Source organism: Leifsonia poae (assembly GCF_050632195.1).
GTDB lineage: Bacteria > Actinomycetota > Actinomycetes > Actinomycetales > Microbacteriaceae > Leifsonia > Leifsonia poae_C.
Genome location: NZ_CP192580.1, coordinates 957,483 through 983,521 on the forward strand (window position 1 = coordinate 957,483; position 26,039 = coordinate 983,521).

The following is a 26,039-nucleotide window of genomic DNA, read 5'->3' on the forward strand; positions in this document are numbered from 1 at the left end:
CCCTGCAAGGCGGCGGGTGTTTCTGGTGCTGTGTTGCTGTATTGCTGTCGTGCGCTCTGTTCAGTTGTCGCTTGCGCGGGTGCCGCGCACCGAGGCCTTCACCGTTGCGAAGGTCTCGCTCTTCGAGTCCGCCGTGCGGCGGATCACGTACTCGCCCACCGCGGCCGGCACGATGAACGTCTCGGCGTAATGGATGCGGTACGGCTCGAACGCATCCGTCGGGCTCGCCACCTCGACGCAGTCGCCTTCGACCAGGTTGAGCACGTTGACCGTGCCCTCCGTGTCGTGCCGTGCCTCGGACTCGAACCAGTGCCGGCGCACCTCGATGAACTCGAGCTCGTGCAGACCCGTGCGCTCCTCGCGCACGCCCTCGTTCTCGTGGATCACCTCGACCTGGCCGACCAGGTTCTTCTCCACCCACTCGGTGTCGCGATCCCACTGGATGTTCTTGCGACCGTGCTCGAGGTGGATCGGGCGGGGGATGCCGTCGCGGCCGACCCTGCCCCAGTCCCAGAGCTTGAAGGTGAAGATGAACGGCGTCGCCGAGATCTCGAGCACCATGGAGTCGGAACCTGAAGCGTGCACGGTTCCGGCGGGGATGGCGAAGTGGTCGTGCTTCTTCGCCGGGAACACGTTGACGAAGTCCTCAGCGGGGAAGGGATGCTCGCCGTCGGCGGCCGCTTCGAGTGCGGTGATCATCGCATCCCTGTCAACATCGGTCTTGAGCCCGAGGTAGACGACAGCGTCGTCGGCGGCGTCGAGCAGGTAGTAGCTCTCGTCCTGGGTGTAGTGCATGCCGAAGGTGTCGAGGATGTAGTCGGTGAGCGGGTGCACCTGCAGTGACAGGTTGCCGCCGTCCATGGTGTCGAGGAAGTCGAACCGGATGGGGAACTCGGCCCCGAAGCGCGCGAACGTCTTCTCGCCGAGCAGGTCGCGCGGCTGCGACAGCACGAGGTCCATCGCGGGGATCTCGACGATCCGGCCGTCGGCTTCGAGCAGCAGCGAGTTCTCCTCGGGCACACAGTCGAAGCACCAGGCGTAGTTGTCGGCCGACGGGTCGAGGTCGAGCCGCTTCTTCATCCACTGGCCGCCCCAGACGCCGGGGTCGAAGAACGGCACGACCCGGAACGGGGTCGACGCGGCCGTCGCCAGGGCTTCGCGGAACGCGTCCCCGGTGATCAGGCCGGCAGACGGGATGCTCGTGTTCGTGTCGAGCACGAAGTCGACGCGGTCGAAGAGTGTGCGCTTGTGCCGGTCGGCCGTGCGCCACTCGACGAAGAAGCCACGCTTGTACTTGCGCAGATTGTCGTCGCCGGCGTTGCTGGTGTGCCAGTTCGTCGCTCCCGCGCGCTGGCGCTGCTGGATCTCCCAGCGGGCGAGGTCGGCGAGCACGAGCAGGTCGAACTCGAGGGGGACGAGTGCGGCTCCCCAGCCGACCAGGATAGTCGGACGGCCGGACTCGACGACCGCGTCGGCCAGCGCATCCAGTTCGGCCTCGACGTAGAACTCGCTCAGCGTGAAGTGGCTCATCACACCGAAGACCCGGTCGTCGGTCAGGTTGCGTCCGATGAGCGCATCGATCTGGTCGGCGGGCTTCGCGGCCTCCTCCATGTCGATCACGGCGTAGTCCGGAAGCGCTCGACTCAGCTCGGCGACCAGGTCGGCGATCTCGACACCCGGGTAGCAGTCGACGGCGATCACGGGCGAGCGGTCTCCGGATGCGCGGCGTGCGGCCTCGTCGAGCTGCTGCCAGGCCTCGGCCCCCAGCCACACCCGGCTGCCGCTCGGAAGCGGTACCGACGGCTGTTTGTCGTAGGTCGAGCGGGAGGATGTCACGGAAGATCCTTTCGTGGGGCGGCGGCGGAGAGCCCGAGGAGCACGGAGTGCTCCGGGGCGTCCGGCGTCAGAAGCGGGGGACGGAAAGACGAAGACCACAGGTGCGAGTGCACGTACTCGGTAAGGCGGGGGAGCAGGACGTCGGCGGAGCGCATGACCCCGCCGGAGACGATGACGACGTCGGGGTCGTACGCGTGGCAGACGCCGACGATCGCGGCTCCCCACGCGCGCAGGTAGCGGTCGAGCACCGGAGCGACCACGGGGTGGTCGGCGTGGGCAATCAGGTCTTTGATGCCGAGGTGCTGGGCTTCTGTGCCGAGCGCGGCGGCGAGGACTGGGTCTGCGGCGGCGTCGCGGCGGAGTGCCCAGGTGCTCGCGATGGCTTCGGCACATCCTGTGTTGCCGCAGTTGCAGACCGGGCCGTCGATGTCGACGGTGATGTGACCGCCGAGGATGCCGGCGTGGTCGTGCGCTCCGCGGAGCAGGACGCCGTCGATCAGTGCGGCGGTGCCGATGCCGGTGCCGAGTGTGACCAGCACGGCGTCGGTTTCTCCGGCGGCGCATCCGAACGTCGTCTCACCGAGGAGCGCGGCGCGCGCGTCGTTCTCGATGACGGCCGGGACGTCGAAGGTTTCGGTTGCCCACACACGCAGGTCGCGGCCCGTGGCCCAGTCGTACTTGTCGTGCGCGGCGACGAGAGCACCGCGTTTGCGGTCGACCACCCCGGGAACGGCGATCCCGACGGCGTCGATGGGGCTCTCGCTCGCTGTGGACATCCGGAACGCCGCATCGCGCACCGCGTCGAGGTCGGCTTCGTTGCCGGTGTTCGGCAGGGTGGCGGATGTGAGGATGTTCGCGTCGTCGAGCATCCCGAGCTTGATCTCGGTCCCGCCGAAATCCACGCACAACACCGTCATCCCCTCACCCTCCTCCCTCTCCGCCCTACCGTTGATTGGTAACGTTACCAACCCCACCCCTCACGTCAAACGCAATCGACTCCGGCCAAAATCCCGCTTAGAACGCGCGCTTTCGGGGATTTCTCCCGGAGTCGATTGCGTTGGAGCGGTGCGCGAGAGCGAAGCGGAGCGAGCAGAGCGGAGCGGAGCGGCGGGCGCGAAGGTCAGGCGCGGGCGATGCGGAGTTGGGTGGGCATCTCGATCTGGTGGGCGGGGTCGATCGCCGTGGGGTCGAGCAGGCGGGCGAAGAGGAGGCGGGCGGCCTCGCGTCCGAGTTCCCGCGGCTCGTGGTCGATCACGGTAACCGGCACCGGCATCATGTCGGCCAGCTCGAAGTCGTCGAAGCTCACGATCGCGGGCAGCGGCACAGCCGAGCGGTTCCGGATGCGCGCCCCGATCTCCTCGAGAGCACCGATCGTATTCCGGTTGTTGGCGCTGAACACCGCGGTCGGCGGATGCGCAAGGTCGAGCAGTTCGTGCATGGCCGCGCTCGCCGTCGCCACGTCCTGTTGTCCGCGTCGCACGAGCTCCGGGTCGACAGGGATGCCGTGCTCGGCCAATGCGCGCTCATAACCCTCGAAGCGTCGCTGGCCCGTGAAGACGCTGGTGACGTTTCCGAGATAAGCCACCCGGGTGTGCCCGGCCTCGAGCATCGCCTTGGTGCCGCGGTACGCGCCCCCGATGTCGTCGAGCACGACCGCGTCGGCCTCGACGCCCGGCACGGTGCGCGACGCGAGAACCAGGGGGTGTCGCGCAGCATCTCGCGCTGCAGGTGGGCCGCGTCGCCGCCCGACGGCACCACGATGAGACCCTCGACCTGTCTGCCGATGAAGTCGGCGATCAGCTGGCGTTCGCGCGAGAGCTCCTCGCCGGTGTTCCCCAGCACGATGCGCCGCCCGTAGTGCGAGGCGACCTCTTCGACGCCGAGGGCGAATGTTCCGTAGTAGGGGTTTCCGAGGTTGGTGATGGCCACTCCGACGAGCCCGCTGGCCTGGCCGGGCCGGATGCTCCGCGCGTTCTCGTTGCGGAAGTAGCCGAGCGCGTGCACGGCCTCGTTGACGCGATCCTGCACATCCTGCCGCACGTTCTTGCCGCCGGCGAGGGTGCGGGAGACCGTCATCGGGCTCACGCCCGCGAGTGCGGCGACCTCTTTGATCGTCGGCTGCCGGACGGGTCCGTTGAGGGGCGTCGTGGTCATGCTCGCTCCTCGTCTCGGTCGCCGCCGGTGGTCGCACTCAACCTACTACCGGGCGCCGCACCAGGAGGCCATTGCTGTACAGCGGCGCACGCTCGGTGCTACCTTGTGGTCGTTGGTAACGATACCAGAATCACCGTCGATCGGAGAATCATGCCTTACCGTCCACGCCTAGCCGTCGCGGCTGCCGCCGCGCTCGGCCTCGCCCTCGCCGTCGGATCGCCCATGGCGGCCACCGCGAGCCCGTCACCCCACCCCGCACCGTCCGGCACCACCGAGACCATCACGACCAGCGCATCCGTCGACGCCCCGCTCACCGCGAAGTTCGGGACGTACGGCGACACGTCGGGCCGCTGGACTGGCGCCGACTCCGCATACAGCGTGCCGTTACCCGGGGGCAAGATCGCGTGGCTCTACTCCGACACGTTCCTCGGCACCGTGAACGCCGACCATTCCCGCCCGACCGACTCGCCGTTCATCCACAACTCGATCGTCGTCGACAACCACGGAACGCTCACCACGTACACCGGCGGAACTGCTGCGGCCCCTCCTCCCTTGCGCAGGTTCCCGGTGGCGACGAGGGCCAGAACTGGTATTGGTTCGGCGACGGGACGGTCGAGGGCAACCACCTGCGTGTCTCGCTGCTGGAGTTCGCGAAGACCGGCGACGGTCCGTTCGACTTCGCATTCAAGAACACCGCGATCGCCAGCTTCTCGCTGCCGAGCATGACGCTTGAGGGCATCACCCAGCGCCCCGCGGGAGCGGTGGAGTGGGGTTCGGCTATCTACGAGGACGGCGGTTACACCTATGTGTACGGGGTCGAGGACCTCGGCGCCACGAAATACATGCATCTCGCACGAGTCCGCACGAACCACCTCACCTCGGCACCGTGGCAGTTCTGGACGGGCACAGGATGGTCGGCCGACGAGACGACGTCGGCCCGCATCATGGACGGCGTCTCCAACGAGTTCAGCGTCACAAAGTTCCAGGGCAAATACACGCTCGTCACGGGCGACACCAGCGAGATCCTCAGCGCCAAGGTCGTGATGTACCGCAGCGACTCGCTCACGGGCCCTTTTACGAACAAGACCCTGCTGTACACGACGCCCGAGACTTCGGGCAACGTCTTCACGTACAACGCGAAGGCGCATCCTGAACTCGGAAATCGCAACACTCTGCTCGTCACCTACAACGTGAACAGCTTCGACACCAATGACGTCTACGCCAACGTCGACAACTACAGGCCGCGCTACATCGACGTCGCGGTGACCATCTCCCGTCACTAGCGGGAGACGGATGCGCGGGGCGCGGATTTGCGTCCGCCCCCGCGCATCCCGTAACCTGTACGGAGCCAAAGACCGCTGGTCTTCGCGTGCGAGAGCATGCGAACGAAGAATCACTCAGGTGAGGGCCCGCGCAGGTGTATGAAGCAAGTCTCGCAAGCTCCAGTTTGCGCCGCCAGCTCCGTGCCCTTGCGCCGGAGCTTTTTCTTGCCCGCGGTCGAGGCGCACATCGCTCCCGCGGTGTGCGACGCAAAATCAGAGGAGTAGGCCATGGCGAAAAAGGAAGCCGCGGTTGCCGAGCTTGAGGATCTCTTCAAGAGCTCGACCGCCGTTCTGCTGACCGAGTACCGCGGTCTCACTGTCGCTCAGCTCAAGCAGCTGCGCGCATCGATCAGTGAGCACGCTACGTACGCCGTGGTGAAGAACACGCTGACCAAGATCGCGGCAAACAACGCCGGCATCTCGTCGTTCGACGAGGAGCTCGTTGGGCCGTCCGCGATCGCCTTCGTGCACGGAGACCCCGTCGCCGTCGCGAAGTCGCTGCGTGAATTCACCAAGGCGAACCCTCTCCTTGTGGTCAAGGGCGGTTACTTCGACGGTAACCCGCTGACCGCAGAAGAGGTAGGCAAGCTCGCCGACCTCGAGTCTCGTGAAGTTCTGCTGGCGAAGCTCGCCGGCGCCTTCAAGGCCTCGCTGTTCGGAGCCGCATATCTGTTCAACGCACCGCTGTCGAAGGCCGTTCGCACGGTCGACGCGCTGCGTGAGAAGCAGGAGTCCGCTGCGTAGTCCATCCCTCGGGATGTCTGCCAAGCGGTTGAGTACACGAAAACACTAAGGAGAAAATCATGGCAAAGCTCACGACTGACGAGCTGCTCGACGCGTTCAAGGAGCTCACGCTCATTGAGCTGAGCGAGTTCGTGAAGAAGTTCGAGGAGACCTTCGAGGTCACCGCTGCCGCCCCCGTCGCCGTTGCTGCGGCCGGCGCCGGCGCTGCCGCCCCCGCGGAAGAGGTCGAGGAGAAGGACTCCTTCGACGTCGTCCTCGAGGCGGCCGGCGAGAAGAAGATCCAGGTCATCAAGGAGGTGCGCGCACTCACCAGCCTCGGCCTCGGTGAGGCGAAGGCTCTCGTTGACGGCGCCCCGAGCACCGTTCTCGAAGGCGCAAACAAGGAGACCGCTGACAAGGCGAAGGCTCAGCTCGAAGAGGCTGGCGCCAGCGTCACCCTCAAGTAGTAAAGGCCCCATCGGGGCTCTTTCTACCGCAGGCTGACATCGCCTGACGCAAGTCGCGACGCGGACTCCACATACCGAGTATCCGTGTTGCGAGGGCGTCGTTCCCCGCAACGGGAACGACGCCCTCTGTGTTTAACCCGTGCGGGTTCGCCCGCCCGAGTTCAGCGCAGCGGTTCGTCTGGCGACGCGGATGCCCGGAACGACCGACACCGACCGGTGCCGGCGATCCAGCGTCCGACCGCGCCCGCCTGCGGGCATCAGGAGTGCAAGGACGCACATCCAGGGAAAGAACCACGATGAATACCAGTAAATGGCGCGGCTATGCCGCGTACTGGCGACACCTCAGCGGTGTCGTCCTCTGCGGGGAGGCCCGCGAACACTCCGCGCACCCGCCGGATCTGTTCCGCAGCACCGCTCTCTACGAGCGGTTCCTGCGGTAGCCTCCATCCGTTCGACAGCCCCCGGCCCTCGCGGCCGGGGGCTGTCTTCGTCTCAAGAAGCTCCCTGCCGCTCGGGCGATCCGCTCGGTATCGTGACCTACATCGAGTCACGCAGCGTGAGCGAAGGAGCCGCATCCATGGAACAGTCCACCGAGCAGGCGAAGACACCGAAGATGCTGAATGTCCCGAACGCAACGTCGTCGCTGCATCCGGAGTACGTGAAGCTCGTCGCCGAGGCCGCATACGTCTGGGGCTACCCGATGGTCAACATGATCAATCGGCAGGGCCAGCTGGCGAAAGCGCCCGAACCCGGCCGACTCAACGGTGTCGTTCCGGTCGCCCCTCTCGGCAGGATCGGGATGCTGAACGACTACATCGACGCGGAGCAGCGGTTCATCGCGTGCCCGAATCAGGACGTGGTCTACGGGGTCGGGTGCTACTCCCTCGACCGTGGCCCGATCGTCGTGCAGGTTCCGGACTTCGGCTCGCGCTTCTACGTGTTCGCCTTTTATGATGCGCGCACCGATCAGTTCGGTGAGGTCGGGTCGCCGTACGGATCCAAGCCCGGCAACTACCTGTTGGTGGCGCCGGACTGGACAGGGGAGACGCCCGAGGGCATCGTCGGCGTGCTTCGCAGCCCGACCGTGCTCGCGCAGGTGATCCCGCGGGTGTTCATGGACGACACGGCGGAGGATCGCGCGGCGATCCAGCCCGTGATCAACGGCATCTGCGCCTACCCGCTCGACGAGTTCGACGGCACGACGAAGACGAAGGATTGGAGCGACGTCCCGTCGTTTCCCGGCAGCGCAGCCAGCGGCGCGGAGACCAAGTGGGTCGTGCCCGACACGTTCTTCGATCAGCTGGCGACAGTCCTCGAATCGGTTCCGCCGCTGCCGGGCGAGGATGCGCTGTACGCGCAGTTCCGTGCGTTGCTGGCCCACGCATCCCGAGACCCGGAGACGCTGCGGCTGATGATCGACGCGGCGAAACGGGTGGACAACTCCCTGATCGCCGAGTTCATTCGCTGGGAGTACAACGGCGCCCCGGCGGGCAACGGCTGGAACCGCTCGGTGCACAACGCCGAGTGGGGATTGGATTACCACAACCGAACGGGCACTTCCCGGTCGAACATGTTCGACAACCGTCCGAGCGAGACCCAGTACTTCTACACCGACGACGACGGTGCGGGCGAGCAGCTCACCGGCGCGAACACGTACACGGTGACGTTCGCGGCAGGCGAGACGCCGCCGGTCGACGGATTCTGGTCGTTGACTCTCTACGATCCCGCTCACTTCTTCGCCCCCAACCGGATCGGCCGGTACTCGCTGGGGACCAAGAACAAGGGGCTGCAATTCGGCGAGGACGGCAGTCTGACGCTCACCGTCTCGGCGGATGCGCCGGATGAGGGCGACACGAACTGGCTGCCGGCGCCGGATGGACCGTTCTCGTTGTACCTGCGGGCATACGCGGGCAAGCCTGCGATCATCGACGGGTCGTGGGTGCCGCCGGTTATCGCGCGGGCCTGACTCCATGTCTGAACCAGCCGACGTCATCGCCACCCGCACCGCGTACGACAAGGTCGCGGTCGACTACGAGTTGTTGCTGCGGGATGAGCTCGCCGAGAAGCCGGTCGATCGCGCGATGCTCGGGATCTTCGCCGAGCAGATCGCCGCGGCGGGAGGCGGGCCGGTCGCCGACCTGGGCTGCGGCCCCGGCCGGGTGACGGCGCACCTCGCCGGCCTAGGCGTGGATGCCTTCGGTGTCGACCTCTCCCCGGGGATGGTCGAGGTGGCGCGAGCACAGCATCCTGAACTCCGGTTCGACGTGGGCTCGATGGCGGCGCTGGAGATTCAGGATGCGTCACTCGCCGGAGTGGTGGCCTGGTACTCGATCATCCACACTCCTCCTGAGCGGCAGGCGGGCGTCTTCGCAGAGTTCGCCCGGGTGCTGCGACCCGGTGGCTGGCTATTGCTGGCCTTCCAGGTCGGCGACGATGTCGTGCATCTGCAGCACGCCTACGGCCACGACATCGACCTCCACACCCGGCGGCAGTCGCCTGATCGCATCCGGTCGCTGCTGGAGGACGCGGGATTCGCCGAGTTCGTGCGGTTGGTGCGGGAGCCCGTCGCGCCCGAGAAGTCTGCGCAGGCGTACGTGCTCGCATCCCTGTCGCACACTTGAGTTATATAGTCAAGCTATATATAATAGGGATATGCCCCAACCCGACCTGCAAGAACTCCACCAGACCCTGGGCGACCTGGTCGTCGCGAGTCATCGCCTGACCCGGCTCGCTGCCCGCGTGACGGGCAACACGGAGTCCCCGGCGACCTGGCGCACTCTCAGCGTGCTGAACGGCTCCGGAGCGATGCGTCTGGGGGAGCTCGCCGCGAACAGCCGGGTGTCCCAGCCGACGATGACGAAGCTCGTGCGCAATCTCGTCGAGTCCGAGTGGGTCAAGCGCATCGCCGACACCGACGACGCCCGCGCCTGGCAGATCGCGATCACGCCCAAGGGGGCAAAGGCCCTGCAGGACTGGCGTGACGAGCTGACCAGCGCGCTCATCCCGATGTTCGCCGACCTCAGTGAGGACGAGGTTGCGGCACTCCGCAGAACCGTGGAGATCATCGGCTCGCGAGTCGAGTTGTCTGCCGCGACCTCGCAGGCCGTCGCGAACTCGCTCTAGACGCCTCACCCTCACGTCGCGGTGCACCCGCGACACCACGACCACAACACGACCACACCACATCGCATCACCGATCGGAGCCCTGACCCCTACATGTCTCACGACAAACCCACCAGCATCCTGCGCCAGCCGACCGCCGTCTGGGCCGTCGCATTCGCATCCGTCATCGCCTTCATGGGCATCGGGCTCGTCGACCCCATCCTGCCGGCCATCGCCGCCAGCCTGAAGGCGACTCCGACCGAGACCGAGATGCTCTTCACGAGTTATCTGCTCATCACGGGCGCGGCGATGTTCTTCACGAGCTGGATATCCAGCCGCATCGGAGCGAAGAAGACCCTCCTCATCGGGCTCGCCCTCATCGTTGTGTTCGCGCTCGCCGCCGGGCTGTCGCCCAACGTCGAGGCGATCATCGGGTTCCGTGCGGGCTGGGGTCTCGGCAACGCGCTCTTCATCTCGACGGCACTGGCGACCATCGTCGGGGCCGCATCGGGTGGAACGTCGTCGGCGATCATCCTGTACGAGGCGGCACTCGGCCTGGGCATCGCGATCGGGCCGCTGCTCGGCGGACTGCTCGGCAGCTGGAGCTGGCGCGGGCCGTTCTTCGGCACGGCCGTTCTGATGGCGATCGGATTCATCGCGATCACCCTGCTGCTGAAGAAGAACCCCGAGAAGCCGGTGCCCACATCCATCGGCGCGCCGTTCAAGGCACTCGCCAAGCCGGCTCTCGGCTTCCTGGCCGCCGCAGCCCTCTTCTACAACATCGGCTTCTTCGTGCTGCTCGCTTACACGCCGTTCGCGCTCGTTCCGCTCGGCGTCGACTCGGCTATCAGCCTCGGCTTCATCTTCTTCGGCTGGGGCGTCGCGCTGGCGGTCACCTCGGTGTGGGGCGCTCCGCTGCTGACGAACCGGTTGCCGCGCACCCGCGTGCTCTGGATCGTCATGCCGCTGCTCGCGATCGACCTCGCGGCGGCCGGACTGTTCATCTCCTCGGTCGTGGGTCTGATCGTCTGCGTCATCGTCGGCGGTCTGCTGCTGGGCATCCTGAACACCGTGCTCACCGAGTGCGTGATGGAGGCGACGGATCTGCCCCGCTCGGTCGCATCGAGCGCATACTCGGGCGTGCGGTTCCTCGGCGGGGCGATCGCGCCGCCCGCGGCGACACTGCTCGCGGCCACGATCTCGCCGGCAACGCCGTTCTTCGCCGGTGGTATCTCGGTGCTGGTCGCCGTCGTGCTCATCGTCATCGGCCACAAGCACCTCAAGCGGGTCGACGGCATCGAGGAGTCGCAGGTCGAAGAGGCCGAAGTCCTCACCCTCGCCGACGCCACCTGACCCCCTTCCGCCGCCCGCCGCCCAACGCCCAACGCCCAACGCAATCGAGTCCGGGAGAAATCCCCACTCCCCATCGGGGGAAGCGGGATTTCTCCCGGACTCGATTGCGTTAGGTGCGGGGTTAGGGGCGCGGGGGCGCGGTCGAGCTGCGGGAGACGAGGGTGACGGGGGAGCGCACGGAACGGGTGCGGGGTTCCCCGCCCGCGAGCTCGTCGAGCAGGATGCGCGCGGCCACAGCCCCCTGCTCGAACGGATTCTGCGCCATCGTGGTCAGCCCGAACGAGTCCGCGAAGTCGTGGTTGTCGATCCCGATCACGGAGAGGTCGCCCGGCACGGACAGACCGTGGTCGTGCGCGGCCAGGATGACGCCGATCGCCATCTCGTCCGAGCCGGCGAACACCGCGGTCGGCCGAGGACCGGGCCGGTCGAGCAGCGCGTTCATCGAAGCGCGACTCTCGGGCAGCGAGAACCCTCCCGGCAGAATCCACTCAGGACGAACGGTCAGCCCCGCAGCCCGCATCGAGTGTTGAAATCCGTGCAGCCGCCCGATCGGCACCTGCCGGTTGAGGCCCTCCTCGTCCTCGCCGCCGATGTGCGCGATATCGCGGTGGCCCAGGGCGATGAGGTGGTCGGTCGCCTCGCTCGCCGTGTGCTTCTCGTCGATCCCCACGCTCCGCAGCCCCTTCACCGGGCCGCCGACCACGATCGTGGGGTGGCCGAGGGATGCGAGCTGGTGACGCTCGTCGGCGGTGAAATCGAGGCACAGCGCGAGCAGCGCATCCGTTCGTTTGCGCAGGATGCTGCGGTGGAAGACCCGTTCACGGTCGCCGCGGTGCCCGCCCAGGTTGAACAGGATCATGTCGTAGCTGGCCGAGCGGAGCTCGGCGTCGACCCCCTCGAGCACCGTGGTGTAGAACCAGCGGCTCACCGACGGCACGACGACACCCATCGCGAGGGTGCGTCCGCTGGCCAGACCGGATGCGCTCGACGACGCCACATAACCCAGCTCGTCGGCCGCGCGGCGCACTGCAGCACGCGTCGAGTCCGACACGTTCGGCAGCCCGCGCAGGGCTCGTGAGACCGTAGCTGTCGAGACGCCCGTCGCGCGCGCGACCTCGTCGATTCCCGCCATGTCTTCGCCCCCGGCTCAGAAGCTCTTCGGCAGGTCGGCCGTGGCCTGTTCCTCGTCCGCCGGCCGGCGCGACGCCACGATGCGGCGTCGCGCCTGCCAGAGCAGAACGAGGATGAGCACCAGCGCCAGCAGGGTCAGTGCCCAGCCGAGTGCGGCGGCGCCCGTGAGTTCCATCACGATGGTGACGATCAGGAAGGCGAACGCGAAGAACCCGACGATGCCGATTCCGACGTCGACCAGTTCCAGCGAATCGTCCCAGCGCATGTCGTCAGCCCTTCACTCCACCGGCGGTCAGTCCGGCGACGATCCGGCGCTGGAAGATCAGCACCAGGATCACCAGCGGAACTGTGACGATCGTACCGGCGGCCATGACGGCCGTGTACGGCTCCTGGTGCGGCTGGCTGCCGGCGAAGGAGGCGATGGCCACCGTGACCGGCTGGGTCGCGTCGCTCGACAGCTGGCTGGAGATCAGGTACTCGTTCCAGGACGAGATGAACGCCAGGATCGCCGTCGTGAAGACGGCCGGAGCCGCGAGCGGCAGGATGATCTTGCGGAACGCCTGCGCCTGCGTGCATCCGTCGATCCGGGCTGCCTCTTCGAGGTCCCACGGCATCTCGCGGAAGAACGAGGTGAGCGTGTAGACCGTCAGCGGCAGCACGAACGAGATGCTCGGGATGATCAGGGCCTGGTACGTGCCCATCCAGCCGATGTTGGTGAACAACTGGAACAGCGGCGTGATGAGCGCGACACCCGGGAACATCGAGGCGCCCAGGATGAGCCCGAGCACGATCCCCTTGAACTTGAAGTCCAAGCGGGCGAGCGCGTATGCAGCGAACGTGCCGACGAGCAGGGCGATGATCGTGACGCACGCCCCGATGAACAGCGAGTTCAGCAGCGCCTGCCCGAGGTGGTTGCCCAACTGGGTCGAGAAGGCGGTGATGTAGTTGTCCCAGGTGAAGTGCGTCGGGAGCGGTGTCGTCTCGAAGGTGTATCCCACGTCGCGGAACGAGGTGACGACCATCCAGTAGAAGGGCAGCAGACACCAGAGCACGATGATGATCGCGCTGATTCCTGTGCGGATCCCCTGGTTGCGATTGCGCGACTTGGTCCGGCTCTTCGTGCGAGTGCGGGGCAGTGCGTTGGCCTCGGCGGTTGCGGCCGCAGGGCCGGCGACGGTGGTCATCACTTCGCTCCCTTCTGCTGGTTCTCCTGCGTTCGAACCACGTTCGTGCCGAGGAACCGCACGAAGATGAAGGCGACGAGGAAGATGAGGATGAAGGTGATCGTCGACAGGGCGGAGGCGCTGTTGAAGCCCTGCCTGATCTGATCGACCACCAGGATCGAGAGGGTGGTCGTGGCATTACCGGTGCCACCACCTCCACCGGTGAGGATGGCAGGGAGGTCGTAGATGCGCAGAGCGTCGAGCACCCGGAACAGCACGGCGACGAGAAGCGCCGGTTTGACCAACGGCATCGTCACCCGCCAGAACCGCTGCCAGGTCGTGGCGCCGTCGACTTTGGCGGCTTCGTAGACCTCTTCGGGGATGATCTGCAGACCGGCCAGGATGAGGAGCGCCATGAACGGCGTCGTCTTCCAGGTGTCGGCGATGATCACCGCGAACCGCGACGCCCACTCATCGCTGGTCCACAGGATGTGCGCGCCGAGCACGGCGTTGGCGACTCCGGCGACCGAGAAGATGAAGAACCACAGCTTGGCGGTGACGGCGGTGGGGATGGCCCACGGCACGAGGATCGCAGCGCGAACCAGGCCGCGTCCGCGGAACGTGCGGTTCATGATGAAGGCGAACCACATCCCGAGGATGGTCTCGAACACCACCGTGGTGACCGTGAAGAAGAACGTGACGCCGACGGCGTTCCAGAACTGCGAGCCGAGGTTACCGGGCGGGCACGAGATGGTCTCGCCGTTCGGGCCCATGCACTGTTGGAACAGCCAGTGCGCGTAGTTCTGGAAGCCGGCGAACCCGCCCTGAACGAACAGGCCGGTCGCCGGGTCGAGTCCGGCGTCCTTCTGGAAGGACATGATGATCGCGCTGACGACCGGATAGCCGATGACGATGGCCAGCAGGATGAGCGTGGGGAGGATGAGGTAGAGCGCCCAGCGACCTTGCGCTCGACGGTTCTTTTTGACACCGGCGCGAGTCTGCTGAGGACCGGTTGTCTGGGGCGGGGCGACGACGTTCGACGTTGACATGTGAGGCCTCCGGATGGGGTTCTAGGGGGAGAGGGACCAGGCGGCGGGAGGGGTCCCGCCGCCTGGTGACCGCATCCGTCTTGTTAGCCGGCGCTCGCCGTCTTGATGGCCGCAGCCATGTCCTTCAGCGCCTGGTCAACCGTCTTGTCGCCCTTCAGAGCGGCGTACGAGTTGTCCTGGACCGCCTTGGTGATCGCCGGGTAGAACGGCGACACGGGACGCGGAACCGCGTTCTCGATCGACGTCTTCAGGGTCGACAGGTAAGGCAGCTGCGTGTTCAGGTCGGCGTCGTCGTAGAGCGAGGCGACGACCGGAGCCAGCGAGCCCTGGGTCACGAAGAACTTCTGGGTCTCTTCGGTCTGCAGGAACTTCAGGAAGGCGAAGGCGGTTGCCTTGTGCTTCGAGTAGACGCTGATCGCGGCGTTGTGTCCGCCCAGGCTCGAGACGCCGGGACCGGTGACACCGGGCAGCGGCGCGACGCCGAACGTGTCCTTGACCGTCGAGCTTCCGTCGGTCTTGGCCAGGTTGTAGACGTACGGCCAGTTGCGCAGGAACAGCAGCTTGCCCGCCTCGAACGACTGGCGCCCCTGCTCCTCCTGATAGGTGATGGCTTCGGCGGGGATGGTGCCGTCCTTGAAGCCGTCGACCAGGCGGGTGAGGCCCTTGTTGGCCTTGTCGCTGTCGACCGTGACGGTCTTGCCGTCGTCACCGACGATGGTTCCGCCGTCAGTGTTGATCGCCTCGGCGACGTTCACCGTGAGGCCCTCGTATTTCGCGAACTGTCCCGCGTAGCAACCGATGTTGTTGGTCTTCGCGATGGCGCAGTCCTTGAGCATGTCGTCCCAGGTCTTCGGCGGGTCGGGCACAAGGTCCTTGCGGTAGTAGAGGATGCCGCCGTCAGAGGTCTGCGGGGCGGCGTACTGCGTGCCGTTGTATGTACCGGACTTGACCGTCGGGGCCAGGAGCGCCGAGTTGTCCATCTTGAAGTCGCCCGTCAGCGGCTGCAGCCAGCCCTTCGCGGCGAACTCACCGGTCCACACCACGTCGACGTCGACGACGTCGTAGTTGGAGTCCTTGGCCTGGAAGTGCTGCACGAGGTCGTCGTGCTGCTGGTCGGCCTGGTCGGACTGTTCCTTGAACGTGACCTTCTCGTCCGGGTGGGCCTTGTTCCATTTGTCGATCAGCGGACGGACGACGTTCGAGTTGTCCTTGCCCTGAACGTAGGTGATCGGACCCTTGGAGGTGGTGCTCGCATCCGAGCTTCCGCTTCCTGATCCTCCGCCGGTACATCCCGCCAATGCGAGGCCGACGACAGCGACTCCGGCTATCACGGAGAGACGTGCTGCTTTCATTTCACTCCTCGTTGAGCTTCTTGGTGCAGGCGCGCTGTTGCGCCCGCCGCCAACGTACCTGTGCATCGCGACTTGTGCAAGCGTTTACGTCAAGCGCTTGCATCACGGTTTCGTCTCGGGATGCGCCGGTCGAGGGTGTCCCCCGCCGGGGTTACGCTGAACTCATGAGCGGGATGCGCGGAGCGGGCGGGGGCGGAGGCCGCGGTCGGGTGAGCGGGGGCGACGCCGAAGCGCAGAAGGCTTTGAACGCCACCGCGCCGAAGATCCCGCACTTGTTGCGCCGGATCGGGGAGCTCTTCGCCGCGCACAAACCGGCCATCGCGATGACCATCGTCCTGGTGCTCATCGGCGCAGCGCTGTCGGTCATTCCTCCGCTGCTCACCCAGCGCGCGTTCGACGACGGCCTCTTCCCCGAGTCGGGTTCTCCGAACATGCCAGTGCTGATAGAGATCGTCGTGCTGATGATCGTCGTGTACGTCAGTTCTGCGCTTCTCGGGGTCTGGCAGACGTATCTGACCGCATCCGTCGGCAACAAGGTGATGGGCGCGCTGCGCGTCCGGCTGTTCTCGCACCTGCAGTCGATGGAGCTGAGCTTCTTCACCAAGACGAAGACGGGCATCATCCAGTCGAGGCTGCAGAACGATGTCGGGGGCGTGGCGAACGTGCTCACGAACACGATCTCGAGCATCCTGGGCAACACCGTGACGGTGATCGCGGCATTCGTGGCGATGCTGCTGCTGAACTGGCAGCTGACGGTCGTCGCCGTGGTGCTGATGCCGATCCTGGTGATCGCACAGCGCCGGGTCGGTCAGGTGCGGGCGCGCATCGCGACCAAGACGCAGGAGTCGCTGTCGGACATGACCGCGATCACGCAGGAGACGCTGAGCGTGTCGGGCATCCTGTTGTCGAAGAGCTTCAACCGTCAAGCCACCGAGGTCGGCCGCTACTCCGACGAGAACCAGAACCAGATCCGGCTGCAGGTGTCGCAGTCGATGAGCGGCCAGTGGTTCTTCGCGATGGTCAACATTTTTCTCTCGTCCATCCCGGCGATCGTCTACCTGGTCTCAGGATGGCTCGTGCTCGGCGGCGCGACGGGCATCACCGCCGGCACCATCGTCGCCTTCACCACGGTGCAGGCCCGGCTGCTGTTCCCGCTGCTCGGCCTGATGCGCGTCGCGCTCGACCTGCAGACCTCGGGAGCATTGTTCGCGCGCATCTTCGAGTATCTCGACCTGAAGCCCGCCATTGCTGACGCTCCGGAAGCCGTGCCGGTCGATCCGAGCCGCGACCTCGGCCGGATCGAGTTCGATCACGTCATCTTCCGGTATCCGGATGCGCGCCCCGAGGAGCGGAACACCCTCGACGACGTCTCGTTCGTGATCGAACCGGGCGAGTTCGCGGCGTTCGTCGGTCCGTCGGGGGCGGGCAAGACCACAGTGTCGTACCTCATCCCGCGCTTCTATGATGCGACCGGCGGGCGGATCGTATTCGGCGACACCGACCTGCGCGAGCTCCAGCAGGATTCCCTGGTGTCGCACATCGGTGTGGTCAGCCAGGAGACCTACCTCTTCCACGCGACCATCGGCGAGAACCTGCGGTACGCGAAGCCGGATGCCACTCAGGAGGAGGTCGAGTCCGCGACGCGGGCGGCGAACATCCATGACACCATCGCCGGATTCCCCGACGGCTACGACACGATCGTGGGGAGCGGGGCTACCGGCTCTCTGGCGGAGAGAAGCAGCGCATCGCCATCGCCCGGGTGCTGTTGAAGAACCCCGAGGTGCTCATCCTCGACGAGGCGACGAGCGCACTCGACTCGATCTCGGAGCGGGTCGTGCAGGTGGCGCTCGACACCGCGTCGCGCGGACGTACCACGATCGCCATCGCGCACCGTCTGTCGACCATCGTCGCCGCCGATGTCATCTTCGTGATCGACCACGGCAAAGTGGTCGAGCGGGGAAGCCACCGCGATCTGCTCGACCTGGGCGGCGTCTATTCACGGCTCTACCGCGAGCAGACGGAGACGGCTCTGCTCGACGAGTGAGCCCGGCGCTCAGCCGTTGGCTGCGTGATACGCCTCGGACACGGCAGCAGGGATACGCCCGCGCGTCGACACCTTGAAGCCGTTGTCGTTCGCCCACGCGCGAACGGACTCGAGGTCTCGTTTCACCGGGGATGCGCGGCGCACGCTGCCGCCACCCGAGCGCCGGGCCCGTGGGCGGGCGGCTGCGACGAAGGCCTCGAGCGCGTCGCGCAGCTCCGTCGCATGCTCGGCCGAGAGATCGATCTCGTAGTCGACGCCGTCCAGCCCGAAGACGATCGTCTCCCCTTCTCCGTCTGCGAGGGGGCTCTGGTCGAGATCGTCGACCAGCTGGTAGATCACTTTCTGTGCCATTTCGGTACTCCTCGCGGATTCGTCATTCATTCGTGCGCTGACTGCGTTCGCAATGAATCTAATGCAATTCACCTTTTGTTTATCTCTGTATTGTTTGCATTCATTTAACTAACCATTAGCGCCGACACTCTTATTGCTGCACCAGGGAGCGGACGCCCGGGCCATCCAAGTGTTAGGGTGAGCTAACAATTTGGTTAGGGACGGGTGAGCCGATGGTCGCGGGGTTCAGCAGCAGAAGATCCGCGTGCCCGCGCGCTTGTTCTTTCTGCTGGGGCCGGCCTTTGTCGCCGCGATCGCATACGTCGACCCGGGCAATGTCGCGGCCAACCTCACCGCCGGCGCGCAGTACGGATATCTGCTCGTCTGGGTTCTCGTGGCCGCGAACGCGATAGCCGTGTTCATCCAATACCAGTCGGCGAAGCTCGGAATCGTGACCGGTTCGAGTCTCCCTGAACTGCTCGGCACGCGGCTCGGTAAAGGAACTCGGCGCGCATTCTGGGTGCAGGCGGAGCTCGTCGCGGCCGCGACCGACCTGGCCGAGGTCATCGGCGGAGCGATCGCTCTGAACCTGCTCTTCGGACTCCCGCTCCCGCTCGGCGGCCTCATCGTCGGAGCGGTCTCGATCGGCATCCTGAGCATCCAGTCGCGTCGGGGCCAACGGCCGTTCGAGATGGTGATCCTCGGGCTGCTCGGCGTCATCGCGATCGGCTTTCTGGCGGGACTCTTCGTCAGCCCGGTCGATTGGGGCGCGGCGGCGGGCGGTCTGGTGCCGCGGTTCGACGGCGCACCGACTGTTCTTCTCGCAGCCAGCATGCTCGGGGCCACGGTGATGCCGCACGCGATCTATCTGCATTCGGCGCTCGCGCGGGACCGTCACGGCACGAACGAGAGCCCGGCCGTCGTCACCCGCCTGCTACGAGCCACCAAGGTCGACGTCATCGCGGCGCTCGTGCTCGCGGGAGCGGTGAACATCGCAATGCTGCTTCTTGCCGCGGCGTCGCTCAACGGCGTCGATGGCACCGACACCATCGCGGGTGCGCACGCGGCCATCACGTCGGCCCTGGGTCCCGTGATCGGTGTGATCTTCGCCATCGGACTCCTCGCCTCCGGCCTCGCATCCACGTCGGTCGGGAGCTACGCGGGGGCGACGATCATGGCGGGGCTGCTGAAGGTGCGCATCCCCTTGCTCACCCGGCGGGTCATCACGCTCATCCCGGCCATCGTCATTCTCGCCGTCGGCGTCGAGCCGACCTGGGCGCTCGTGGTCAGCCAGGTGTTCCTGAGCCTCGGCATCCCGTTCGCGATGATCCCGCTGCTCCGGCTCACCGGCTCGCGTGAGGTGATGGGCGAGCGCGTCGACGGGATGCGCGTCCGCGTTCTCGGCATCGTCATCGCCACCCTCGTGGTCGCGCTCAACGCGGCGCTCGTGGTTCTGACGATCGGTCGCTGGTTCGGATAGCCCCGCGTGGCGGTGACGCACTAGGTTCGGGACCGTGAGCGACGAGAGCACTCCGCAGGTCACCGTGGCGTCGACGGATCGGGATCCGTCGCGCGTTCACTGGATGGAGCTGTTCTTCGACCTGATCTTCGTGGCGCTGGTCGGGCAGTTGGCGCACGGGCTGCACGTAGAGCCGACGCTGGGTTCGCTCGCTTTATTCTTCGCCCTCTTCGCGTCGGTCTGGTGGTCGTGGGTGAACCTCACGTTCGCGGTGAACGTGATGCCCGAGCTCTCGCGGCGGCAACTGTCGCTCGTGATGCTCGCCTCGATGTTCGCCGTCGGAGCGATCGCCGTCGCTGCCCCCGAGGCTGTCACCGAACGCGCGTGGCTGTTCGCAGCCGGCAACGCTCTGCTCCGCTTCGTACTTCTCGGGCTGTGGATCCGGCAGTCGTGGCGCCTCGGTGCGGCGTCGCGCATCCGGATCCTCGTCTACAACGGTGCGACGGCAGTGCTGTGGCTCGTCTCGATCTGGCTGCCTCATCCGGTCGACTTCGTGCTCTGGACGGTCGCGATCGTTCTCGAGGTGGTGCTGCTGGTCGCGAGCGGACCGCGGTGGGCGGCGGGCATCCTGAGGCGACTGAACGTCGAGCACCTGTCGGAACGGTTCGGGCTGCTGGTGATCATCGTGCTGGGCGAGTCAGTGCTGTCGACGGCGGCGGCTCTCGACGCCGCGTGGACCGTGGCGGCAGGGATCACGGCAGCGCTCGGTCTTGTGGTCGCGTCGTGCCTAGCCTGGTCGTTCTTCATCTACGGGGTGGATGCGATGCAGAACGGGCTCGAGGTGCTCCTCGAAAGAGGCGATCTGCGCACCATCCGGGACACGGTGGGATTCCTCCCGTTCCTGCTGGTCGCGGGAGTGACCGTCATCTCCGGTGCGCTGTCGATCGCGATCGCGCATCCGGACGACGTGTTGCCGGTCGCTTCGGCGATCTCGTTCGGCGGCGGCATCGCACTGTTCTATTTCACGAACGCCGTGATCTCGCGCCGCTACGGAGACACCTGGCCGCACGTGCTGAGTTGGGCGGTTCCGGCGGTCGGGCTGCCGATCGTGCTCGTCTTCGTGGGGTTGGTGGTGCCGGCTCTGGTCACCACGATCTGCGCGGTCGCGATTCTGGCCTTCGTGGTCGCCTGGAGCGAGATTGCCGCCCGCCGTCGTGCCCGGGCCGCGCGCGCCGTCGCCGCTGCCTGAGGCTGGATCAGGCGGCCGAGACCCAGACCGCCGCGGCGGCGGTGGCGCCGAGAACGACCTCGGTGTCGCCGACTCGCACCGTGACGTCGCCGGCGAACTCGCGATGCTCATCCATGGTGAGGGATGTGTCGGGCCGGATTCCGCGCTCCGCCAAGTACCGCAGCACGGCGGGGTCGGCGTCCGAGATGCGCGAGACGAGGAGCACCGTGCCGGGCTCCGCGCTGACGAGCGGGACCGCATCCGGGAGGTGCGTAGTGCCGTCGGCGCTCGGGATGGGGTCGCCGTGCGGATCGCGCGACGGGTAGCCCAGCCGGCGGTCGATCCGGTCGATCAGGGCGTCGGATACAGCGTGCTCGAGCACCTCGGCCTCGTCGTGCACTTCATCCCAGCCGTAGCCGAGTTCGTCGACGAGGAAGGTCTCGATCAGGCGGTGGCGACGCACCATCATCACAGCGTGGCGGCGGCCGGCATCGGTCAACTCGATGCCGCCGTAGGGTTCGTGGGCTAGCATCCCCTGGTCGACGAGACGCCGGATGCTGTCGGAGACCGTTGCCGCACGAACGCCCATCCGCTCGGCGAGCTGCTTGACCGTGATCGGATCCTCCGACCATTCCGTCGCCGACCAGATCACCTTCAGGTAGTCCTGTGCGACGGTCGAGAGTTCGGACACGGGCATGTCGTAATTCTATGGGCGGCCTCCGTGCAGACTGTTACGGTTGGTCGCGTGGAATATGCAGAGACCATCATCGACTTGGTCGGCAACACCCCGCTCGTCAAGCTCAACAAGGTTGTCGACGGGATCGCGGCGACGGTGCTCGTCAAACTCGAGTACCTGAACCCCGGAGGATCTTCGAAAGACCGGATCGCCACCCGCATCATCGATGCGGCCGAGCGTGACGGACTGCTGAAGCCGGGCGGCACCATCGTCGAGCCGACCAGTGGGAATACCGGAGTGGGCCTCGCCCTCGTCGCTCAGCAGCGCGGCTACAAGTGCGTGTTCGTGCTGCCAGACAAAGTGGGCGAAGACAAGCGCAACGTGCTCACGGCGTACGGCGCCGAGATCGTGGTGACCCCAACATCCGTGCCGCCGGATCACCCCGACTCCTATTACAGCGTCTCCGACAGGCTGGTCGGTGAGATCCCCGGCGCATTCAAGCCCAACCAGTACGCCAACCCGAACGGTCCGCTGAGCCACTACGAGACCACGGGTCCGGAGATCTGGCGCGACACCGACCACCGCATCACGCACCTCGTCGCCGGTGTCGGAACGGGCGGCACGATCAGCGGCACCGGACGCTTCCTCAAGGAGGCGTCTGAGGGTCGCGTGCGCATCATCGGAGCCGACCCCGAAGGATCCGTCTACTCGGGCGGCACGGGGCGTCCGTATCTCGTCGAGGGTGTCGGCGAAGACTTCTGGCCGACCGCGTACGACCCGAGCGTGGTCGACGAGGTCATCCCCGTCTCCGACGCCGACTCGTTCGCGATGACCCGGCGGCTGGCCCGCGAGGAGGGCATCCTCGTCGGCGGCTCCAGCGGAATGGCCGTTGTCGCGGCGCTTCGCGCGGCTGAGGGCCTCACGGCCGACGACATCGTGGTGGTCATCCTGCCTGACAGCGGGCGCGGCTACCTGGCGAAGATCTTCAATGACAAGTGGATGCGCTCTTACGGCTTCAGCGATGTGCCCGACGAGGCGACGGTGCACGACATCATCCGCACGAAGAGCAGGGACCTGCCCGACCTGGTGCACGCGCATCCGTCGGACACGGTTCGCGACGCGATCCAGATCATGAACAAGTACGGGGTCTCCCAGCTGCCGGTTCTGAACGCCGAGCCTCCCGTGGTGATGGGTGAGGTCGTCGGAGCTCTCGACGAGGCGTCACTCGTCGACGCCGTCTTCGGCGGTCGCGCGCAGATGACCGACAATGTCGGCGCCTTCCTCGGGGAACCGCTCGCGCTCATCGGCGTGAACGAGCCCGTGAGCGCCGCGCGAACGGCCCTCGCGACAGCGAACGCGCTTCTCGTGACCGAGGACGGCAAGCCCGTCTCCGTGCTCACGCGGCAGGACCTCCTCAACTTCCTCAGCGAATAGCTGACCCGCAGACCAGAAAGCACCCCATGACAGACCACGCCTTCGCTACGCGCGCCATCCACGTCGGCCAGGAGTTCGACCCGACGACGGGCGCGATCATCCCCCCGATCTACCAGACCTCGACCTTCGTTCAGGATGGGGTCGGCGGCCTGCGCGGCGGCTACGAGTACAGCCGTGGCGGCAACCCGACCCGCACGTCGCTGGAGACGTTGCTCGCCTCCCTCGAGGGCGGCAAGCGGGCGCTCTCGTTCGCTTCGGGGCTCGCGGCCGAGGATGCGTTGCTTCGGGCAGTTCTCGAGCCCGGCGACCACGTCGTGCTGGGCAACGACGTATACGGCGGAACCCACCGGCTGATCAACCGCGTTCATGGCGCGTGGGGCATCCGGAACACCACGGTCGACTTGACCGATCTCGACGCGGTGCGTTCGGCGCTCTCGACCGACCGCAGCCGGGTGCTCTGGATCGAGACCCCCAGCAACCCGCTGATGAAGATCAGCGACATCGCCGCTCTGGCCGAGCTCGGTCACGCCGTCGGCGCGCTCGTGGTGGTCGATAACACCTTCGCGTCGCCCGCGCTGCAGAACCCGTTGGCGCTCGGCGCCGATGTGATCGTCCACTCGACCACCAAGTACCTGGGCGGCCACTCCGACGTGATTGGAGGCGCTCTTGTGATCAACGACGACGAGCTCGCCGACAAGGTGCAGTTCATCCAGTTCGCGGCCGGTGCGATCTCGGCCCCGATGGACGCCTGGCTGACCACTCGTGGCATCAAGACACTCGCGGTCCGGATGCAGAAGCACAGCGCGAACGCGCAGGCGATCGCCGAGAGCCTGGTCGGGCACCCCGCGATCGAGGCTGTCTACTACCCGGGCCTGCCGACCCACCCGGGCCATGAGCTCGCCGCGCGTCAGATGAGCGGTTTCGGCGGGATGCTCTCGGTGGCGGTCGCCGGAGGTGCAGCCGCGGCGCGTAAGTTCGCCGAGTCGACCGAGGTGTTCCAGCTGGCCGAGTCGCTGGGCGGCGTCGAGTCGCTGATCGGCTACCCCGCCGAGATGACCCACGCCTCGGTGCGCGGCACGGAGCTCGAGGTGCCGGACAACATCATCCGGCTCTCAGTCGGCATCGAAGACGAGGCCGACCTCATCGCCGACGTTCGGCAGGCGCTCGCCCGGTAGAACACCGGGATATCACCGGCTCCAGCTGTTGAAGGAGCGGTCTCCTCCTCGGTAGCGTGACGTGTGCACTCATGTGCAACATTTCACATTCGGTTGGGGGAGCCGCGATTGGTGAACGTACACAACCCTGGGGCGGGCGAGCCGCCAGGAATCGTCGCGCTAGCTCGAGCGCGATCGGCTAAGGCCGAATCGCTGCGCCAGGTTTACGCGACGGTGAATTTATCGGCGGCGTCTGTCGCGGGTTCGGCCTGGCGCGGAAAAGCACAAGAATCATTCACGTCGGCGATTGAGTCGGTCACGCCAGAGCTGTTGCTGTTGGCGAATGGTCTGGACGCTCAGGCGAATGCGCTTCAGGCCTATGCGGGTCAGGTGCAGCAGATCAAAGACCGCCAGGCGGCATTGGAATCGCAGCGATCGCATGCTCGCGCAGACTTGGAAGCAGACAAGCGAAGGCTGACCGTTGCGCACGGCCGCAACGACCGTGTGCTTTTGAACGAGGCTGCGGCGAGCAGGGATGAACGCACCGCCGAGATCCTGAGGCAGCGCGCGCGGATCGAAGAGAGCATCAGCTCGCGCATGTCGAGCCTCAACCAGATCGAAGCGCAGTGGGACGAGTTGGTGCGCTGGCGGAATCAGGTCGATCGCGTATGCGCGGAGGCTCTGTCGGGGCCGACAGTCCTTGGCCGGCTCTCGACGTTCACGGACACCGCAGTGCGCGCCGCCGCACCGGCTGCGCTTCTCAAGATGCTTCGCGGATTGTCTGCAACGGATCTCAGGGTGCTTCTCACAGTGCGCCCAGAGCTCGCGGATCAGCTGGCACAGACCGATCCTCGCGTCGTCGCAGCCTGGTGGACCAGGATGGACGCGCCGGGCAAGCGGATGGCGTCGGTCGCGCAGGCCGCACTCATCGCAGGTATCCCGGCGATTCTGGGGAACCTCAACGGGGTCGCCTTCTGGGCTCGCGATCGGGCGAACACTGTCTTCCTAGAGCAATCGTTGGCGAAAGCGTACGGAGACCCGCACGCGAACGGTGACCGCATCAAAGCCCTGGAGGCGGTGAAGCGCGCACTCGGCAGAGGGATGCTGGAGTCGCCTCCCAGACAACTGGTCTCGCTCTCGCTCGAACCCGACCCGAAGGCGGCGATCTCTCGCGGGGACCTCGACAAGGCAAGGAGGATCACGTACCTCGTGCCCGGGATGGGGACGAATGTCGCTGGGGATATCCGCGCCTACAGCGACGCGGCATATACGCTCTGGCGGATTCAAACGAGACTCGCGGGTGGAAACTCATCGAAGACCGCTGTCTTGGCATGGCTCGACTATTCACCTCCGAGTGCGGACGACGCCTGGGGTGTGGCACATGACCAACTTGCCGAAGTCGGTGCTCGGCGCCTGTCGGCCGCGATCAACGGGGTCAGAGCCGTTCACTCAGTGAGCGTCGGACCCGTCGACTTGTCGGTCGTTGGACATTCATATGGCTCAACGGTGTCGGCCTTGGCCATGAAGCGGTCGAGCGTCGAGCACTTGGTTTTGCTGGGTTCGGCGGGAATTCCTACTTCGATCACCGATGCAGGCCGACTTCTTGTCCCTTCGGGCCAAGTCTTCGCGTCGCAAGGACACCATGACGCGTGGGCGACGACAGGCCAGATCGTCAGCGGGAGACAGGATCCGACGTCACCGTCATTCGCGGCTCACGCATTCAGTTCTGAAAGGGGCGAAGACGAGCAAGGCCGTGCCCTTCATGAGATATCACAGCACGGACCATTTGCCCCCAAGGGTGAATCCGGCAAGTACAGCTATCTGGACAACGGTACGAGTGCGATTTACAACACGGCAAAGATCACGATCGGACAGGGTTCAACTCTCCCCATACACGACACTCCGGCTGAGCGGCTCGCGCTGCAGGCGCAGGATCGCGCCATCGACATGATTCGGAACGGAACTCCATGGGTCCCTCAAAAATGAGACATCGCATCGCTTCTGGCGTCGTTGTAGGCGTAGTCCTTGCACTCTGCGGCTGCACCGTCACTGGCGGCAAAAG

General features: G+C 66.1%; 24 protein-coding genes and 2 pseudogenes. 14 read left to right on the forward strand and 12 right to left on the reverse strand.

Annotated features, from left to right (window positions below):
• Positions 1-60: 60 nt before the first annotated feature.
• From ACQ86A_RS04950 to ACQ86A_RS04970, 5 genes and pseudogenes are all read right to left on the reverse strand, one after another.
• Entirely contained in the window at positions 61-1,836 is a 1,776-nt protein-coding gene (locus tag ACQ86A_RS04950; RefSeq protein ID WP_431279495.1) for a class I mannose-6-phosphate isomerase, read from the reverse strand.
• A complete protein-coding gene (locus ACQ86A_RS04955) occupies positions 1,833-2,753 on the reverse strand; it encodes an ROK family protein (protein ID WP_431279496.1) in 921 nt (306 codons plus the stop codon). The genes ACQ86A_RS04950 and ACQ86A_RS04955 overlap by 4 nt, the downstream gene beginning before the upstream one ends.
• Positions 2,754-2,956: 203 nt before the next feature.
• Complete coding sequence (locus tag ACQ86A_RS04960; protein ID WP_431279497.1) at positions 2,957-3,514, reverse strand: substrate-binding domain-containing protein; 558 nt, start codon at positions 3,512-3,514, stop codon at positions 2,957-2,959.
• A gap of 359 nt (positions 3,515-3,873) precedes the next feature.
• Positions 3,874-3,990 (reverse strand): annotated as a pseudogene (locus ACQ86A_RS04965) (LacI family DNA-binding transcriptional regulator); the annotation flags it as partial.
• A 155-nt stretch (positions 3,991-4,145) separates the two neighbouring features.
• Positions 4,146-4,331 carry a hypothetical protein gene (locus ACQ86A_RS04970; RefSeq protein ID WP_431279498.1) on the reverse strand — a complete coding sequence of 62 codons (186 nt, stop codon included), beginning with the start codon at positions 4,329-4,331 and terminating at the stop codon, positions 4,146-4,148.
• A gap of 63 nt (positions 4,332-4,394) precedes the next feature.
• Here ACQ86A_RS04970 and ACQ86A_RS04975 point away from each other — a divergent pair, with 63 nt between their 5' ends.
• The 8 genes from ACQ86A_RS04975 to ACQ86A_RS05010 all read left to right on the forward strand — a co-directional run bounded on the left by ACQ86A_RS04975 (position 4,395) and on the right by ACQ86A_RS05010 (position 10,957).
• Positions 4,395-5,273, forward strand: coding sequence for a DUF4185 domain-containing protein (locus tag ACQ86A_RS04975; RefSeq protein ID WP_431279499.1), 879 nt, complete (start codon positions 4,395-4,397; stop codon positions 5,271-5,273).
• Positions 5,274-5,540: 267 nt separating this feature from the next.
• A complete protein-coding gene (gene rplJ / locus ACQ86A_RS04980) occupies positions 5,541-6,056 on the forward strand; it encodes a 50S ribosomal protein L10 (protein WP_431279500.1) in 516 nt (171 codons plus the stop codon).
• Between the two features lie 59 nt (positions 6,057-6,115).
• The gene (rplL, locus tag ACQ86A_RS04985; RefSeq protein WP_431279501.1) at positions 6,116-6,502 is read left to right on the forward strand and encodes a 50S ribosomal protein L7/L12; all 387 of its coding nucleotides are present in this window, start codon (positions 6,116-6,118) and stop codon (positions 6,500-6,502) included.
• Positions 6,503-6,798: 296 nt separating this feature from the next.
• Positions 6,799-6,942, forward strand: coding sequence for a hypothetical protein (locus tag ACQ86A_RS04990; RefSeq protein WP_431279502.1), 144 nt, complete (start codon positions 6,799-6,801; stop codon positions 6,940-6,942).
• Between the two features lie 137 nt (positions 6,943-7,079).
• On the forward strand, positions 7,080-8,468 hold the full coding sequence (locus tag ACQ86A_RS04995; RefSeq protein WP_431279503.1) for a DUF1254 domain-containing protein: 1,389 nt from the start codon (positions 7,080-7,082) through the stop codon (positions 8,466-8,468).
• Positions 8,469-8,472: 4 nt separating this feature from the next.
• Entirely contained in the window at positions 8,473-9,123 is a 651-nt protein-coding gene (locus ACQ86A_RS05000; RefSeq protein ID WP_431279504.1) for a class I SAM-dependent DNA methyltransferase, read from the forward strand.
• 31 nt (positions 9,124-9,154) lie between these two features.
• Positions 9,155-9,625 (forward strand): MarR family winged helix-turn-helix transcriptional regulator, encoded by a 471-nt coding sequence (locus ACQ86A_RS05005; protein ID WP_431279505.1) that lies wholly within the window; start codon positions 9,155-9,157, stop codon positions 9,623-9,625.
• Positions 9,626-9,718: 93 nt separating this feature from the next.
• The gene (locus ACQ86A_RS05010; RefSeq protein ID WP_431279506.1) at positions 9,719-10,957 is read left to right on the forward strand and encodes an MFS transporter; all 1,239 of its coding nucleotides are present in this window, start codon (positions 9,719-9,721) and stop codon (positions 10,955-10,957) included.
• 121 nt (positions 10,958-11,078) lie between these two features.
• Here the strand turns inward: ACQ86A_RS05010 and ACQ86A_RS05015 are convergent, their stop codons facing one another.
• The 5 genes from ACQ86A_RS05015 to ACQ86A_RS05035 all read right to left on the reverse strand — a co-directional run bounded on the left by ACQ86A_RS05015 (position 11,079) and on the right by ACQ86A_RS05035 (position 15,652).
• On the reverse strand, positions 11,079-12,089 hold the full coding sequence (locus tag ACQ86A_RS05015) for a LacI family DNA-binding transcriptional regulator (protein ID WP_431279507.1): 1,011 nt from the start codon (positions 12,087-12,089) through the stop codon (positions 11,079-11,081).
• Between the two features lie 15 nt (positions 12,090-12,104).
• Complete coding sequence (locus tag ACQ86A_RS05020) at positions 12,105-12,353, reverse strand: hypothetical protein (RefSeq protein ID WP_431279508.1); 249 nt, start codon at positions 12,351-12,353, stop codon at positions 12,105-12,107.
• A gap of 4 nt (positions 12,354-12,357) precedes the next feature.
• Entirely contained in the window at positions 12,358-13,272 is a 915-nt protein-coding gene (locus ACQ86A_RS05025; RefSeq protein ID WP_431279509.1) for a carbohydrate ABC transporter permease, read from the reverse strand.
• Positions 13,272-14,300 (reverse strand): carbohydrate ABC transporter permease, encoded by a 1,029-nt coding sequence (locus ACQ86A_RS05030; RefSeq protein ID WP_431279510.1) that lies wholly within the window; start codon positions 14,298-14,300, stop codon positions 13,272-13,274. The genes ACQ86A_RS05025 and ACQ86A_RS05030 overlap by 1 nt, the downstream gene beginning before the upstream one ends.
• Before the next feature lie 83 nt (positions 14,301-14,383).
• Entirely contained in the window at positions 14,384-15,652 is a 1,269-nt protein-coding gene (locus tag ACQ86A_RS05035) for an ABC transporter substrate-binding protein (RefSeq protein ID WP_431279511.1), read from the reverse strand.
• Positions 15,653-15,825: 173 nt separating this feature from the next.
• On the opposite strand from ACQ86A_RS05035, the pseudogene ACQ86A_RS05040 reads away from it, so the two are divergent.
• Positions 15,826-17,696 (forward strand): annotated as a pseudogene (locus ACQ86A_RS05040) (ABC transporter ATP-binding protein).
• 9 nt (positions 17,697-17,705) lie between these two features.
• On the opposite strand, the gene ACQ86A_RS05045 reads toward ACQ86A_RS05040, so the two are convergent.
• Positions 17,706-18,047, reverse strand: a complete 342-nt coding sequence (locus ACQ86A_RS05045; RefSeq protein WP_431279512.1) for a histone-like nucleoid-structuring protein Lsr2 — start codon at positions 18,045-18,047, stop codon at positions 17,706-17,708.
• A gap of 238 nt (positions 18,048-18,285) precedes the next feature.
• Here ACQ86A_RS05045 and ACQ86A_RS05050 point away from each other — a divergent pair, with 238 nt between their 5' ends.
• Together ACQ86A_RS05050 and ACQ86A_RS05055 are read left to right on the forward strand one after the other, a co-directional pair.
• Positions 18,286-19,506, forward strand: a complete 1,221-nt coding sequence (locus ACQ86A_RS05050; protein WP_431280371.1) for an Nramp family divalent metal transporter — start codon at positions 18,286-18,288, stop codon at positions 19,504-19,506.
• Positions 19,507-19,540: 34 nt separating this feature from the next.
• Positions 19,541-20,734: a low temperature requirement protein A gene (locus ACQ86A_RS05055; RefSeq protein ID WP_431279513.1), complete on the forward strand. Its 1,194-nt coding sequence runs from the start codon at positions 19,541-19,543 to the stop codon at positions 20,732-20,734.
• A gap of 7 nt (positions 20,735-20,741) precedes the next feature.
• Here the strand turns inward: ACQ86A_RS05055 and ACQ86A_RS05060 are convergent, their stop codons facing one another.
• Positions 20,742-21,410, reverse strand: a complete 669-nt coding sequence (locus ACQ86A_RS05060) for a metal-dependent transcriptional regulator (RefSeq protein WP_431279514.1) — start codon at positions 21,408-21,410, stop codon at positions 20,742-20,744.
• Between the two features lie 48 nt (positions 21,411-21,458).
• Here ACQ86A_RS05060 and ACQ86A_RS05065 point away from each other — a divergent pair, with 48 nt between their 5' ends.
• The 3 genes from ACQ86A_RS05065 (at position 21,459) to ACQ86A_RS05075 (ending at position 25,963) form a co-directional block, all read left to right on the forward strand.
• Positions 21,459-22,823, forward strand: a complete 1,365-nt coding sequence (locus ACQ86A_RS05065; protein WP_431279515.1) for a cystathionine beta-synthase — start codon at positions 21,459-21,461, stop codon at positions 22,821-22,823.
• A 26-nt stretch (positions 22,824-22,849) separates the two neighbouring features.
• Positions 22,850-23,998: a cystathionine gamma-synthase gene (locus ACQ86A_RS05070; protein ID WP_431279516.1), complete on the forward strand. Its 1,149-nt coding sequence runs from the start codon at positions 22,850-22,852 to the stop codon at positions 23,996-23,998.
• Positions 23,999-24,109: 111 nt separating this feature from the next.
• Positions 24,110-25,963, forward strand: coding sequence for an alpha/beta hydrolase (locus ACQ86A_RS05075; protein ID WP_431279517.1), 1,854 nt, complete (start codon positions 24,110-24,112; stop codon positions 25,961-25,963).
• The last annotated feature ends 76 nt before the right edge of the window (positions 25,964-26,039 follow it).